The sequence below is a fragment of the Streptomyces caniscabiei genome (genome assembly GCF_014930365.1).
Classification (GTDB): domain Bacteria; phylum Actinomycetota; class Actinomycetes; order Streptomycetales; family Streptomycetaceae; genus Streptomyces; species Streptomyces caniscabiei.
The window spans coordinates 194,778-208,374 of the sequence record NZ_JABXWI010000005.1 but is presented as its reverse complement, the minus strand read 5'-3'; the positions used below and the strand labels follow the sequence as shown (position 1 = coordinate 208,374).

General features: G+C 71.4%; 12 protein-coding genes. 4 read left to right on the top strand and 8 right to left on the bottom strand.

Annotated elements, in window-relative coordinates:
* Nucleotides 1-111: 111 nt before the first annotated feature.
* Genes pgl through tkt form a run of 5 tightly spaced genes read right to left on the bottom strand, consistent with a single transcriptional unit; the run spans nt 112 to nt 6,948 of the window.
* Nucleotides 112-894: a 6-phosphogluconolactonase gene (gene pgl, locus HW837_RS16030; protein WP_193380829.1), complete on the bottom strand. Its 783-nt coding sequence runs from the start codon at nt 892-894 to the stop codon at nt 112-114.
* The gene (gene opcA, locus HW837_RS16025) at nt 891-2,183 is read right to left on the bottom strand and encodes a glucose-6-phosphate dehydrogenase assembly protein OpcA (protein ID WP_045560934.1); all 1,293 of its coding nucleotides are present in this window, start codon (nt 2,181-2,183) and stop codon (nt 891-893) included. The genes pgl and opcA overlap by 4 nt, the downstream gene beginning before the upstream one ends.
* Nucleotides 2,180-3,703: a glucose-6-phosphate dehydrogenase gene (gene zwf, locus HW837_RS16020; RefSeq protein WP_045560933.1), complete on the bottom strand. Its 1,524-nt coding sequence runs from the start codon at nt 3,701-3,703 to the stop codon at nt 2,180-2,182. The genes opcA and zwf overlap by 4 nt, the downstream gene beginning before the upstream one ends.
* A gap of 5 nt (nt 3,704-3,708) precedes the next feature.
* Entirely contained in the window at nt 3,709-4,827 is a 1,119-nt protein-coding gene (tal, locus tag HW837_RS16015) for a transaldolase (RefSeq protein ID WP_093788391.1), read from the bottom strand.
* A gap of 33 nt (nt 4,828-4,860) precedes the next feature.
* Complete coding sequence (gene tkt / locus HW837_RS16010) at nt 4,861-6,948, bottom strand: transketolase (protein ID WP_193380830.1); 2,088 nt, start codon at nt 6,946-6,948, stop codon at nt 4,861-4,863.
* A gap of 374 nt (nt 6,949-7,322) precedes the next feature.
* Here tkt and HW837_RS16005 point away from each other — a divergent pair, with 374 nt between their 5' ends.
* From HW837_RS16005 to HW837_RS15990, 4 genes are all read left to right on the top strand, one after another.
* Nucleotides 7,323-8,279 carry a heme o synthase gene (locus HW837_RS16005; RefSeq protein WP_045560930.1) on the top strand — a complete coding sequence of 319 codons (957 nt, stop codon included), beginning with the start codon at nt 7,323-7,325 and terminating at the stop codon, nt 8,277-8,279.
* Nucleotides 8,280-8,464: 185 nt separating this feature from the next.
* A complete protein-coding gene (locus HW837_RS16000; protein WP_045560929.1) occupies nt 8,465-8,812 on the top strand; it encodes a hypothetical protein in 348 nt (115 codons plus the stop codon).
* 57 nt (nt 8,813-8,869) lie between these two features.
* Nucleotides 8,870-9,976 carry an amidohydrolase family protein gene (locus tag HW837_RS15995; protein WP_045560928.1) on the top strand — a complete coding sequence of 369 codons (1,107 nt, stop codon included), beginning with the start codon at nt 8,870-8,872 and terminating at the stop codon, nt 9,974-9,976.
* Between the two features lie 18 nt (nt 9,977-9,994).
* The gene (locus HW837_RS15990; RefSeq protein WP_193380831.1) at nt 9,995-10,762 is read left to right on the top strand and encodes a nucleotidyltransferase domain-containing protein; all 768 of its coding nucleotides are present in this window, start codon (nt 9,995-9,997) and stop codon (nt 10,760-10,762) included.
* A gap of 24 nt (nt 10,763-10,786) precedes the next feature.
* On the opposite strand, the gene HW837_RS15985 is transcribed toward HW837_RS15990, so the two are convergent.
* The 3 genes from HW837_RS15985 to HW837_RS15975 form a co-directional block, all read right to left on the bottom strand.
* Nucleotides 10,787-11,821 carry a COX15/CtaA family protein gene (locus HW837_RS15985; protein WP_045560926.1) on the bottom strand — a complete coding sequence of 345 codons (1,035 nt, stop codon included), beginning with the start codon at nt 11,819-11,821 and terminating at the stop codon, nt 10,787-10,789.
* A gap of 67 nt (nt 11,822-11,888) precedes the next feature.
* Nucleotides 11,889-12,668, bottom strand: a complete 780-nt coding sequence (locus HW837_RS15980; protein WP_045560925.1) for an ABC transporter permease — start codon at nt 12,666-12,668, stop codon at nt 11,889-11,891.
* On the bottom strand, nt 12,665-13,588 hold the full coding sequence (locus tag HW837_RS15975) for an ABC transporter ATP-binding protein (RefSeq protein WP_045560924.1): 924 nt from the start codon (nt 13,586-13,588) through the stop codon (nt 12,665-12,667). The genes HW837_RS15980 and HW837_RS15975 overlap by 4 nt, the downstream gene beginning before the upstream one ends.
* Nucleotides 13,589-13,597: the final 9 nt, after the last annotated feature.

Here is a 13,597-nt window from a genome sequence, read left to right as displayed (position 1 = left end):
CTGCGCGAACGGGGTCCGGGGCGGAGCCCCGAGTCTTTGAGCGGGGGTCGAAGGCGGCGCGCAGCCCCTGGAGGATGGGACGGGTAGGGGCGGCGGGGGCGAGTCAACCGTTCACGGTGAGGCCGGTGGGTACAGGGCGCGTGGCAGGCGGGACGCCGCCGCCGCGTCCAGCAGCCACAGGGTCCGCGACCTCCCCGCCGCCCCCGCCGCCGGGGCCTGGATCTCGCCCGCTCCGGACAACGCGATCGCCGCAGCCCCCGCCTTGTCCTCCCCGGCCGCGAGCAACCACACCTCACGCGCCGCCCGAATCGCCGGCAACGTCAGCGTGACCCGCGTCGGCGGCGGCTTCGGCGCTCCCCGTACCCCCACCACCGTCCGCTCGGTCTCCCGCACGGCGGGCAACTCCGGGAAGAGCGAGGCCACATGGGTGTCCGGCCCGACGCCCAGCATCAGCACGTCGAACGTCGGCACCGAACCGTGGTTCTCCGGCCCCGCCGCCCGCGCCAGCTCCTCGGCGTACGACGCGGCCGCCGCGTCCACATCGGCACCCCACGGCCCGTCCGAGGCGGGCATGGCGTGCACCCGCTTCGGGTCCAGCGGCACCGAGTCCAGCAGCGCCTCCCGGGCCTGGGTGACATTGCGCTCGGCGTCGCCCTCGGGCAGGAACCGCTCGTCGCCCCACCACAGATCCAGCCGGCCCCAGTCGATCGCGTCCCGGGCGGGCGCCGCCGCCAGCGCGGCGAGCAGCCCGTTGCCGTTGCGACCGCCGGTGAGGACGACCGAGGCGTAGCCGCGCGAGGCCTGCGCGTCGACGATCTTGGTGATCAGCCGGGCCGCCGCGGCCTGCGCCATGAGCTCCTTGTCGCGGTGCACGACCAACTGCGGTGTGCTCATGACGAGTTCGCCTTCTTCACGGGCGGCATCTGCGCCGGAGTCGGCCGCTCGGAGTCACCGTCACCGGCGGATCCTGCCGCGGCCGACGTCCCCGAAGGAGCGGGAGGCAACGCCGCGGCCGCCCGCGCGGCGGACGCCGCGGACGCCACAGCCGCCCCGAGCCCCGGCCCGGAGCCGGAAACGGAACCCGGCACCGACCCGGGCACGGACCCCGGCACCGATCCCGCGACGGACGCCGACGCGTCCCCCGCCCCACCGGACGAGGTCACCGACGCGGCACCCACGGACCCCGCACCGCCGGCCCCCGTCGAGGCCCCCGCAGCCGACGCGCTGCCGGCCGCAGTGCCCGCCGCACCGCTCAGCCCGCCACCCAACCGGTCCACCCCGAACCGCAGCGCGGAGGCGTACGTGTCGTCGGGGTCCAGCCTGCGCAGCTCCTCCGCCAGCAGCTCGGAGGTCTCACGGCGCTTCAACGCCACTGCCCGGTCCGGCTGGTCCTCCAGCGTGAGCAGGGCGAGCCCCCCGGCGGGACGGTACAGCCGGATGGGCCCGGTGCTGGTCAGCATCCGCACCTCGTTGAGGCCCGGCCCGGCCGACACCCCACGCCGTACATGCACATGGAGCCGGTCCGCCAGCCACATGGCCAGCAGTTCCACGCTCGGGTTGAACTGCTCGCCCTGCACCTCCGCGGAGATGACCTCGCAGTCCACCTGGTCGAGCGCGGCGGCCAGCATGGAGCGCCAGGGCGTGATCCGGGTCCAGGCCAGATCCGTGTCGCCGGGCTCGTAGTTGTCGGCGCGGGCCCGCAGCTCATCGATGGGCTTCTCGGCGGCGTAGCTGTCGGTGACCCGGCGCTGGGCGAGCGCGCCCAGCGGGTCACGGGCCGGGTCGAGCGGCGCGTTCACCGGCCACCAGACGACCACCGGCGCGTCGGGGAGCAGCAGCGGGAGCACCACCGACTGGGCGTGGTCCGCGACCTCGCCGTACAGCCGGAGCACGACCGTCTCGCCGGTGCCCGCGTCCGCGCCCACCCGTACCTCGGCGTCGAGCCGGGACTTCGTACGGTCGCGCGGGGAGCGGGAGACGCGCTTGATCACCACGATCGTGCGCGAGGGGTGCTCGCGGGAGGCGTCGTTGGCGGACTTGAGCGCGTCGTACGCGTTCTCCTCGTCCGTCACGATGACCAGCGTGAGCACCATGCCGACGGCGGGGGTGCCTATCGCCCGCCGGGCTTTCACCAGCGCCTTGTTGATCTTGCTGGCCGTGGTGTCCGTGAGGTCTGTCTTCATGGCCGGCGCCAGCTCCGTCCGTCTCGCTCCAGCATCTCGTCCGCCTCGACGGGACCCCAGGTGCCCGCCTGGTACTGCGCGGGCCTGCCGTGCCTGTCCCAGTACTCCTCGATCGGGTCGAGGATCTTCCAGGACAGCTCGACCTCCTCGGTGCGCGGGAAGAGGTTGGAGTCGCCGAGGAGGACGTCGAGGATGAGACGCTCGTACGCCTCGGGCGACGACTCGGTGAAGGACTCGCCGTACGCGAAGTCCATCGACACGTCCCGGATCTCCATCGAGGTGCCCGGCACCTTGGAGCCGAAGCGGACCGTCACGCCCTCGTCCGGCTGGACGCGGATGACGATCGCGTTCTGGCCCAGCTCCTCGGTGGCGGTGGAGTCGAAGGGGGAGTGCGGGGCGCGCTGGAAGACGACCGCGATCTCGGTGACCCGGCGGCCGAGGCGCTTGCCGGTGCGCAAATAGAAGGGGACGCCCGCCCAGCGGCGGTTGTCGATCTGCACCTTGATCGCCGCGTACGTGTCGGTCTTCGACTTGCGGTCGATGCCGTCCTCTTCGAGGTAGCCGATGACCTTCTCGCCGCCCTGCCAGCCGGCCGCGTACTGCGCGAACACGGTGTCCCGGCCCAGGTCCTTCGGCAGCTTCACCGCGCCGAGCACCTTGGTCTTCTCCGCGGCGAGCGCGTCCGCGTCGAAGGAGGCGGGCTCCTCCATCGCGGTCAGCGCCATCAGCTGGAGCAGGTGGTTCTGGATGACGTCACGGGCGGCGCCGATGCCGTCGTAGTAGCCCGCCCGGCCACCGATGCCGATGTCCTCGGCCATCGTGATCTGCACGTGGTCGACGAAGGACCGGTTCCAGATCGGCTCGAACATCGTGTTGGCGAAGCGGAGCGCCAGGATGTTCTGGACGGTCTCCTTGCCCAGGTAGTGGTCGATCCGGAAGACCTGGTCCGGGGCGAAGACCTCTTCCACGGTCGTGTTGAGGTCCTCGGCCGACTCCAGGTCGTGGCCGAACGGCTTCTCGATGACCGCGCGCCGCCACGAGCCACGGCTCTGGTCCGCCAGACCGTGCTTCTTCAGCTGCTGGATGACGACCGGGAACGCGGACGGCGGCACCGAGAGGTAGAAGGCGAAGTTGCCGCCCGTGCCCTGCGCCTTGTCCAGTTCCTCGATGGTGTCGCGCAGCCGCTCGAAGGACTCGTCGTCGTCGAAGGTGCCCTGCACGAACCGCATGCCCTGGATGAGCTGCTGCCAGACCTCCTCGCGGAACGGCGTCCGCGCGTGCTCCTTGACCGCGTCGTGCACCTCCTGCGCGAAGTCCTCGTTGGCCCACTCCCGGCGCGCGAAGCCGACGAGCGAGAAGCCCGGCGGCAGCAGTCCGCGGTTGGCGAGGTCGTACACGGCAGGCATCAGCTTTTTACGTGACAAATCGCCTGTGACGCCGAAGATGACCAGGCCCGACGGCCCCGCGATACGCGGGAGCCGTCGGTCCGCGGCGTCACGCAGCGGATTGCTGCTCGACAAGGTGTTCAGCCCTCCGAGGGTGCGAGGCGCTGGAGCTCCGCCTCGGTCGACTTGAGCAGGTCGTTCCAGGACGCCTCGAACTTGTCGACGCCCTCGTCCTCCAGCAGCTGCACGACCTCGTCGTACGAGATCCCGAGCTTCTCCACCGCGTCCAGCTCGGCACGCGACTGCTCGTACGTCCCGGCGATCGCGTTGCCGCGGATCTCACCGCTCTCGGCGGTGGCCTCCAGCGTGGCCTCCGGCATGGTGTTCACCGTGTTCGGCGCGACCAGCTCGTCGACGTACAGCGTGCTCTTGTAGGCCGGGTCCTTGACGCCGGTCGAGGCCCACAGCGGACGCTGCTTGTTGGCGCCCGCGCTCTCCAGCGCGGCCCAGCGGCCGTCCGAGAAGACCTCCTCGTACGCCTGGTAGGCGAGACGGGCGTTGGCGACACCGGCCTTGCCGCGGGCGGCCTTGGCCTCGTCGGTGCCGAGCGCGTCGAGGCGCTTGTCGATCTCGGTGTCCACACGGGACACGAAGAAGGACGCCACCGAGTGAATCTTGGAGAGGTCCAGGCCGCGCTCCCTGGCCTTCTCCAGACCCGCCAGGTAGGCGTCCATGACCGCGCGGTAGCGCTCCAGCGAGAAGATCAGCGTGACGTTGACGCTGATGCCGAGGCCGATGGTCTCGGTGATCGCGGGCAGGCCCGCCTTCGTCGCCGGGATCTTGATCAGGGTGTTGGGGCGGTCCACCAGCCAGGCCAGCTGCTTGGCCTCGGCGACGGTCGCCTTGGTGTTGTGGGCGAGACGCGGGTCGACCTCGATGGAGACCCGGCCGTCCTGGCCGCCGGTCGCGTCGAAGACCGGGCGCAGGATGTCGGCGGCGTCCCGGACGTCCGCCGTCGTGATCATGCGGATGGCCTCTTCGACGGTGACCTTGCGGGCGGCGAGGTCGGAGACCTGCTGCTCGTAGCCGTCACCGCTGCTGATCGCCTTCTGGAAGATCGACGGGTTGGTGGTGACGCCCACGACGTGCTGCTGGTCGAGCAGCTCGGCGAGGTTGCCGGACGTGATGCGCTTGCGCGACAGGTCGTCCAGCCAGATCGCCACGCCTTCTTCGGAGAGGCGCTTGAGTGCGTCTGTCATGGAATTACATCTCCTACGTGTCGTGTGTAAGCGTCAGCGCTGAGCGGCGGCGAGGGATTCCTGCGCGACCGCGGCCACGTTCTCGGCGGTGAAGCCGAACTCGCGGAAGAGGACCTTGCCGTCGGCCGAAGCGCCGAAGTGCTCCAGCGAAACGATGCGACCGGCGTCACCGACGTACCGGTGCCAGGTCAGCCCGATCCCGGCCTCGACCGCGACACGCGCCCTGACGGACGGCGGCAGAACGCTGTCCCGGTACCCCTGGTCCTGCTCCTCGAACCACTCCACGGACGGCATGGACACGACGCGGGTGGGCACCCCGTCGGCCTCCAGCCGCTCACGGGCCTCGACGGCCACGTGGACCTCGGAACCGGTGGCGATGAGGACGACCTCCGGCGCGCCGTTCGACGCCTCGAAGAGCACGTAACCGCCCTTGGCGGCATCCTCGTCGGCCTCGTACGTCGGCACGCCCTGGCGGGTCAGCGCCAGACCGTGCGGGGCGCCCTTGCCGAACTCCTTGGTCCAGCGCCTGAGGATCTCGCGCCAGGCGATCGCCGTCTCGTTGGCGTCGGCCGGGCGGACCACGTTCAGGCCGGGGATCGCGCGCAGCGAGGCGAGGTGCTCGACCGGCTGGTGCGTCGGGCCGTCCTCACCGAGACCGATGGAGTCGTGCGTCCACACGTACGTCACCGGCAGGTGCATCAGCGCGGACAGGCGCACGGCGTTGCGCATGTAGTCGGAGAACACGAGGAACGTGCCGCCGTAGATACGGGTGTTGCCGTGCAGCGCGATGCCGTTCATCTCCGCGGCCATGGAGTGCTCGCGGATGCCGAAGTGGATCGTGCGGCCGTACGGGTCCGCCTCCGGCAGCGGGTTGTCCGCCGGCAGGAACGAACTGGTCTTGTCGATCGTGGTGTTGTTCGACCCGGCGAGGTCGGCGGAGCCGCCCCACAGCTCGGGGATCACCGCGCCCAGCGCCTGGAGCACCTTGCCGGACGCCGCACGCGTCGCGACACCCTTGCCCGTCTCGAACTCCGGCAGGTGCGACTCCCAGCCCTCGGGCAGCTCGCCCGCGCTGATCCGGTCGAACTCGGCGGCGCGCTCGGCGTTGCCGTCACGCCACTCCTGGAGCTGCTTCTCCCAGACGGCACGGGCCTCACGGCCGCGCTCACCGAGGGCACGCGTGTGCGTGATGACCTCGTCCGCGACGTCGAAGCTCTTCTCGGGGTCGAAGCCGAGGACCCGCTTGGTGGCCGCGACCTCGTCCGCGCCGAGCGCCGAGCCGTGCGCGGCCTCGGTGTTCTGCGCGTTCGGGGCGGGCCAGGCGATGATCGAACGCATCGCGATGAACGACGGCTTGTCGGTGACCGCCTTCGCGGCCTCGATCGCCGCGAACAGCGCCACCGGGTCGAGGTCGCCGTTCTCCTTGGGCTCGACACGCTGCACGTGCCAGCCGTAGGCCTCGTACCGCTTGGTGACGTCCTCGGAGACGGCCGTCTCGGTGTCGCCCTCGATCGAGATGTGGTTGTCGTCCCACAGCAGGACCAGGTTGCCGAGCTTCTGGTGCCCGGCCAGCGAGGACGCCTCGGCGGAGATGCCCTCCTGGAGGCAGCCGTCACCGGCGACGGCGAAGATGTGGTGGTCGAACGGCGACTCGCCCTGCGGGGTCTCGGGGTCGAACAGGCCGCGCTCGTAGCGGGCGGCCATCGCCATGCCCACGGCGTTGGCGACACCCTGGCCGAGCGGCCCGGTGGTCGTCTCGACGCCCTTGGTGTGGCCGTACTCGGGGTGGCCCGGGGTCTTGGAACCCCAGGTGCGGAAGGCCTCCAGATCGGCCAGCTCCAGGCCGAAGCCACCCAGGTACAACTGGATGTAGAGGGTCAGGGAGGAGTGGCCGGCGGACAGGACGAACCGGTCACGGCCCACCCAGTCGGGGTCGGCGGGGTCGTGGCGCATCACCTTCTGGAAGAGGGTGTACGCGGCGGGCGCGAGGCTCATCGCCGTACCCGGATGGCCGTTGCCGACCTTCTGGACGGCGTCGGCGGCCAGGATCCGGGCGGTGTCGACGGCCCGCTGGTCCAATTCGGTCCACGCGAGGTCTGTAGTGGTCGGCTTGGTGCTCACCCTGGGTCAGGGCTCCTCTCCACATGTCTCGTGCCGGTGTTCTTCACGGCACCGGCCGTTGTCGAGCCTACCCCCGTAGGAACGCGCATTTTTTCGAGTCATTCCAGACTGACGGGACTGGGTCCGGTCCGCCTCCCGACCCGTGTTCCGCATGGTGAGACCTGGGGGTTCCGCTGTTCGACATCTGAATACGGAGCCGCTCATCCGACTGCTCAACCGAAGTGTGTCCGGCTCCCCGGCGGGCGGCTCCCAACACGACCCGACCCCCTTGAAAGGCTGGCTCTGGGCAACGTCTACAGTGGCGTGGTACGCGCGAGCCGTCACGGGGAGTTCACATCCGGAGGCTTGCTGAGGAGTCTCTGTCAGGGGTGTGCGTGACGGCCGTCGAATCCCGTCCACCGGGCGTGCTTGGCGCGAGCAGCACGAGCAGCAGCCGGGGTCAGCGGCCGATCGGGGCCCGAGTCATGGCGTTCGTGGCGCTCACGAAGCCGCGGATCATCGAGTTGCTGCTGATCACCACGGTTCCCGTGATGTTCCTGGCGGAACAGGGCGTCCCGGACCTCTGGCTGGTGCTCGCCACCTGCGTCGGCGGCTACCTCTCGGCGGGCGGCGCCAACGCGCTCAACATGTACATCGACCGGGACATCGACGCGCTCATGGAGCGCACGTCGCAGCGCCCGCTGGTCACCGGCATGGTCACCCCGCGTGAGGGCCTGGTCTTCGGCCTCACCCTCGCGGCCGTCTCCACCGCCTGGTTCGGCGTCCTCGTCAACTGGCTGTCCGCCTGGCTGTCGCTCGGGGCGCTCCTCTTCTACGTCGTCGTCTACACGATGATCCTCAAACGGCGTACGTCGCAGAACATCGTCTGGGGCGGCATCGCCGGCTGCATGCCGGTTCTCATCGGCTGGTCCGCGGTGACGAACTCGATGTCGTGGGCCGCGGTCATCCTCTTCCTCGTCATCTTCTTCTGGACGCCGCCGCACTACTGGCCCCTGTCCATGAAGGTGAAGGACGACTACGCCCGCGTCGGCGTCCCCATGCTCCCCGTGGTCGCCTCCAACAAGGTGGTCGCCAAGCAGATCGTCATCTACAGCTGGGTCATGGTCGCCGTCTCGCTGATGCTGACCCCCCTCGGCTACACGGGCTGGTTCTACACGGCGGTCGCCCTGGTCACGGGCGGCTGGTGGCTCTGGGAGGCGCACGCCCTCCAGAACCGCGCGAAGAACGGCACGACCGGCGCCAAGCTCAAGGAAATGCGCCTGTTCCACTGGTCGATCACCTACGTGTCCCTGCTTTTCGTGGCGGTGGCGGTGGACCCCTTCCTGCGTTGAGGCCAAGCCGAAGCCGCGCCCCGAAAGGGGCGCGGGGCTGTATCGATGTGCGGCTCCGCCGCGTGGGCGCGAGCAACCACGCACAACCCGCACGCGCCCAAGCACCGCAACGCACAACGGCGAGTGGCCAAGCCCACTGACCCCGCCCATCGCCGCCCGCCCTACCCCTCGGTAGCATCCTGACCATGGCAGACACCAAGCAGGCAGCCAAGGCGGAGCGCACCGCGGAGCGCAAGGCGGCCAAGCTCGCGCAGCAGATCGGCACCTTCGCCAAGGCCCACGGAGGCGCCGAGGCCCAGGTCGCCTACATCGGCCGGCTCGGCGCACGCGTCGTCCTGGTCGGCGAGGACGGCGGCTGGGGCGACCTGGTGGCACCGTCGTACGCGATCGCCGAGGCGGCCGTCGCCAAGGCCGGCGTCACCGTCCACGAGGACTTCGACGGCGAGTTCGCGGCCAAGGTCCGCACCGGACCCTACGAGTGGTCGCGGATGGCCGGAATCCAGGTCGGCGGACCCAGCAACAGCAACACCTGAGCCCGGCTCACCCGTTAGGACCTGTGGGAGTTCACAGGTCCAGTCTCGGGGAGCCCGATGATCGACACGCCGTCCCTCGTGGACCAGTACTGCCACGGCGTACTGCGCACGGAGCTGGGCCTCGGCACCTTCGAGGCCCACCTCGCCCGCAGCGAGGGCCCACCGGCCCCCGGCACCACGTTCTTCGACACCCAGACGGGCTTCGCCGTACGCCGCTGGTGCCCGCCCCTGCTGGGCCTGGAACCGCACTGCCCACCGGCCCGCTATCTCGCCCGGCGCCGCGAACTGGGCGTACTGGAAGCCGGCCGCAGACTCCTGCGCGGCAGCGGCGTCACCACCTACCTCGTCGACACGGGCCTGCCGGGCGACCTCACCGGCCCCCGCGAGATGGCCTCCACCGGAGACGCGGACGCGCACGAGATCGTCCGTCTCGAACTCCTCGCCGAACAGGTCGCCGACACCTCCGGCACCGTGGAGTCGTTCCTGGCCAATCTCGCCGAGTCGGTGCACGCGGCCGCCGCGAACGCCGTCGCCTTCGCGTCCGTCGCGGGCGTACGGCACGGCCTGGCGATCGCGCCCGAGCCGCCCGGCCCCGGGGAGGTGCGCGGCGCGGTGGGGCGCTGGCTCGCCCACCGGCCGGTCGGCGGCGCGCTCACCGACCCGGTCCTCCTGCGCCACCTGCTGTGGATCGCCGTCGCCTCGGGCCGCCCCCTGCAACTCCACGCGGGGCTCGGCGAACCGGGCCTGCGGATCGACGCCACCGACCCGGTGCTGCTCACCGACTTCGCCCGCGCCACGGCGGGCCTCGGCACCGACCTGATCCTGCTGCACGGCTACCCGTACCACCGCCACGCCGCCCACCTCGCCGTCGTCTTCCCGCACGTCTACGCCGACCTGGGCGCCGAACTGGTCCGCACCGGCGCACGGGCCACCGCCGTGCTCGCCGAGGTCCTGGAACTCGCCCCCTTCGGCAAGCTCCTCTTCTCCAGCGGCGCCCACGGCCTGCCCGAGCTGCACGTCGTGGGCGCCCGGCTGTTCCGCGAGGCACTCGCACGGGTGCTCGGCACCTGGGTGGCGGAGGGCGCCTGGTCACTGACGGACGCCCAGCGCGTGGCAGGACTCATCGCGGCCGACAACGCACGCCGGGTGTACGGGCTGGAGTGAGCCGGAGAGACTGAGCGCATGACGCGCCGCAACGCGACCGCCCTCTTACCCGACACGGCCGCCGCCACCGCGGCCCTGCTCGAACGCTTCCTCGACGAGCTGGGGGAACTCGCCCCGCTCGCCGTCTGGGCCCACGGCTCCCTCGGCGGGGGCGACTATCGAGAAGGCCGCAGCGACCTCGACCTGATCGCCGTCCTGGACGGCCCGGTCACCGCCCGCACCGCCTGGCAGGTCGGACGACTGCACGCCCGGCTGCGCCACGACCGCCTTGCCGGCCTGCTGCACTGCACCTATCTGACGCCGGCCACGGCGGCCGACGCCGAGCGCAGGCACCTGGCCTGGGCGCACGAACAGCTGTTCCGGCGGACGGTCACCCCGGTCACCCGGCGCGAGCTGCACACCTTCGGCCTCGTCCTGCACGGCGAACCGCCGAAGGCCCTGGTGCCGCCCGTCTCCGACATCGAGCTGGACGCCTTCGTGGTCCGCGACCAGCGGGAGTTCTGGCGCCCGGCGGTGGACAGGGCCCACCTCTGGGAGCGGGACGTCTGGGTCGACCTCGGGCTGCTCACCTTCGCCCGCGCCACCGCCACCCTGCGCGACGGCCGCCTGATCTCCAAGCGCGAGGCGCTCGACCTGCTGCCCGGGCTGGGCGCGCCCGCCGAGGTGGTCCAGGACATGGAGCGGCGCCGATACGGCGGACCGGCCGAGGAGGTGCCGTACCGGGCCGAGCTGACCCGGCTGTTCCTCGGCCCCGCGATCGACGACCTCGTGGCGGCGTACGGCTGACTCGGCCCCCGACGTACGGCTGACTCAGCCGCGTGCCGCGACCGGCGTCTGCGCCGCCGCGGCGGACACCTCGACCTCGTCCGCCGGCCGCTCCCGCAGCGACAGCAGCACCCGCAGGGTCGCGATCCACACCAGGCAGGAGCCGAACATATGGGCGCCGACCAGGACCTCGGGGAGGTCGGTGAAGTACTGCACATAGCCGATGAGGCCCTGCGCGAGGAGGATCAGGAACAGGTCGCGGGTGCGGCGCAGCGGACCGGCCGGGGCGTCCACGGCCTTGAGGACGAACCACAGGGCGAAGGTCAGCGTCACCACGATCCAGGCCAGCACGGCGTGCAGTTTGGTGACGTTCTCCCAGTTCAGCGGGATGCGATACACCTCGCTCGAGTCGCCGGCGTGCGGACCGGCGCCGGTGACGACCGTGCCCACCGCGATCAGCAGCAGCGTCACACCGACCAGGACCCACACCAGCTGCCGTACCGCCTGGCCGACCAGCGGACGCGGGGCCGTGTCGCCCTCGCCGGTGCGGTGCCACATCACGGCGGCGACGGCGATCAGCGCGGTCGAGAGCATGAAGTGCGCGGCCACCGTGTACGGGTTGAGGCCGACCAGTACGACGATGCCGCCGAGCACCGCGTTGCTCATGACGACCCAGAACTGTGCCCAGCCCAGCCGGGTCAGATCGCGCCGGTACGGCTTCTGGGAGCGTGCCGCGATGATGGCCCAGCCGACGGCCGCGCACAGCACGTACGTCAGCATGCGGTTGCCGAACTCGATGACGCCGTGCACGCCCATCTCGCGGGTGGCGGTGAGCGAGTCGTCGGTGCACTTGGGCCAGGTCGGGCAGCCGAGGCCCGACCCGGTGAGCCGCACGGCACCGCCGGTCACCACGATCACCACCGCCATGACGAGGGCGGCGAGGGCCGCCCGCCGGACCGTTCTGGGGTCCGGGGTCCAGCGTTCGGCGATGAAGGCGAGCGGGTTGCGCGCGGCGGAGACGAGGTCGTCACGGGTCACTTTCGGCACGCCCCCATCGTAGGCCGCCGCTTGTGCACGCATTCACGAGGGGTACGGGCCCCCGCCGCGCCCCCTGTGACCTGCGGCTGCTCCCGGCGTCGGCCTGCGCTCACTCCCAGTGGAAGAAGCGTGCCGCCGCGCCCAGCCCGAGCAACGCCCAGCCGGCGAGGATCCCGAGGTCGCCCCACGGCACCCCGGCGCCGTGCTGGAGGACGTCCCGCAGCCCGTCCGACAGGGCCGCGATCGGCAGCAGCCCGAGCACGCTCTGCGCCGCGTCCGGGAACTTCTCCAGCGGGACCACCACACCGCCGCCGACCAGCAGCAGCAGGAAGACGAGGTTCGCCGCCGCCAGCGTCGCCTCCGCCTTCAGGGTGCCCGCCATCAGCAGACCGAGGCCGGAGAAGGCCGCCGTGCCGAGGACCAGCAGGAGCAGCACGGCGAAGGGGTTGCCGTGCGGGTCCCAGCCCATCGCGAAGGCGATCACCGTGAGCAGGACGACCTGGAAGACCTCCGTGACCAGCACGGACAGGGTCTTCGCCGTCATCAGGCCCCAGCGGGGGAGCGGCGAGACCGCCAGCCGCTTCAGCACGCCGTAGCGGCGCTCGAAGCCGGTGGCGATGGCCTGCCCGGTGAACGCCGTCGACATCACGGCCAGCGCCAGGATGCCGGGCGCCAGGAAGTCGACCGCCTCGCCCTCGCCCGTGTCGACGATGTCCACCGAGCCGAACAGCACCAGCAGCAGCGTCGGGATGACGACCGTCAGCAGCAGCTGCTCGCCGTTGCGCAGCAGCATCCTCGTCTCCAGCGCCGCCTGCGCCGCGATCATGCGGGTCAGCGGGGCGGCCCCCGGCATCGGTGTGTAGGACCCCGTGCCCGTACGCGCGCTCATGAACGCAGCTCCTTGCCGGTGAGCTCCAGGAAGACGTCTTCGAGGGTGTGCCGTTCCACCGAGATCCGGTCCGGCATCACCCCGTGCTGGGCGCACCAGGAGGCGACGGTCGCGAGCAGCTGGGGATCGACCTTGCCGGTCACCCGGTACACGCCGGGCGTCAGTTCGACGGCGGTGGCGTCCGCCGGGAGGGCCTTCAGCAGGGAGCCGACGTCGAGGGCGGGTCGGCCGGTGAAGCGCAGCGTGTTCTCGGCGCCGCCCCGGCACAGGTCCTCGGGCGAGCCCTGCGCCATGACCCTGCCGCCGTCGATGATCGCGACGTCGTCCGCGAGCTGTTCGGCCTCGTCCATGTAGTGCGTGGTGAGGATGACCGAGACCCCGTCCGCGCGCAGGTCCCGCACCAGCTCCCAGGTGGCCCGGCGGGCCTGCGGGTCGAGACCGGCGGTCGGCTCGTCGAGGAAGACCAGCTCGGGCCGGCCGACGACGGCCATCGCCAGGGCGAGCCGCTGCTGCTGACCGCCGGAGAGCCGCCGGTACGTCGTCCGGCCGCAGCCGCCGAGGCCCAGGCGCTCGATCAGGGCGTCCACGTCGAGCGGGTGGGCGTGCAGCTTCGCCACGTGCCGGAGCATCTCCTCCGCGCGGGCGCCGGAGTAGACGCCGCCGGACTGGAGCATCACGCCGATCCGGGGGCGCAGTGCGGCCGCCTCGCGCACCGGGTCGAGGCCGAGGACGGACACCGAGCCGGAGTCCGGCCTCCGGTAGCCCTCGCAGGTCTCGATCGTGGTCGTCTTGCCCGCGCCGTTCGGGCCGAGCACGGCGGTCACGCCCACCTCGGCCACCAGGTCCAGGCCGTCCACCGCGGTCTTGTCGCCGTACCGCTTCACCAGGGACCGGACCTGGACCACGGGGTCACTTCGCATGGGCCCGAG

Bases quoted from the DNA above. Each gene is read 5' to 3' on its own strand.
- tal (WP_093788391.1), bottom strand. From the start codon at position 4,827: ATGACAGACGCACTCAAGCGCCTCTCCGAAGAAGGCGTGGCGATCTGG.
- HW837_RS15990 (WP_193380831.1), top strand. From the start codon at position 9,995: ATGACGCGCCGCAACGCGACCGCCCTCTTACCCGACACGGCCGCCGCC.
- HW837_RS15975 (WP_045560924.1), bottom strand. From the start codon at position 13,588: ATGCGAAGTGACCCCGTGGTCCAGGTCCGGTCCCTGGTGAAGCGGTAC.
- HW837_RS16000 (WP_045560929.1), top strand. From the start codon at position 8,465: ATGGCAGACACCAAGCAGGCAGCCAAGGCGGAGCGCACCGCGGAGCGC.
- opcA (WP_045560934.1), bottom strand. From the start codon at position 2,183: ATGAAGACAGACCTCACGGACACCACGGCCAGCAAGATCAACAAGGCG.
- pgl (WP_193380829.1), bottom strand. From the start codon at position 894: ATGAGCACACCGCAGTTGGTCGTGCACCGCGACAAGGAGCTCATGGCG.
- HW837_RS15980 (WP_045560925.1), bottom strand. From the start codon at position 12,668: ATGAGCGCGCGTACGGGCACGGGGTCCTACACACCGATGCCGGGGGCC.
- HW837_RS15985 (WP_045560926.1), bottom strand. From the start codon at position 11,821: ATGCGTGCACAAGCGGCGGCCTACGATGGGGGCGTGCCGAAAGTGACC.
- HW837_RS15995 (WP_045560928.1), top strand. From the start codon at position 8,870: ATGATCGACACGCCGTCCCTCGTGGACCAGTACTGCCACGGCGTACTG.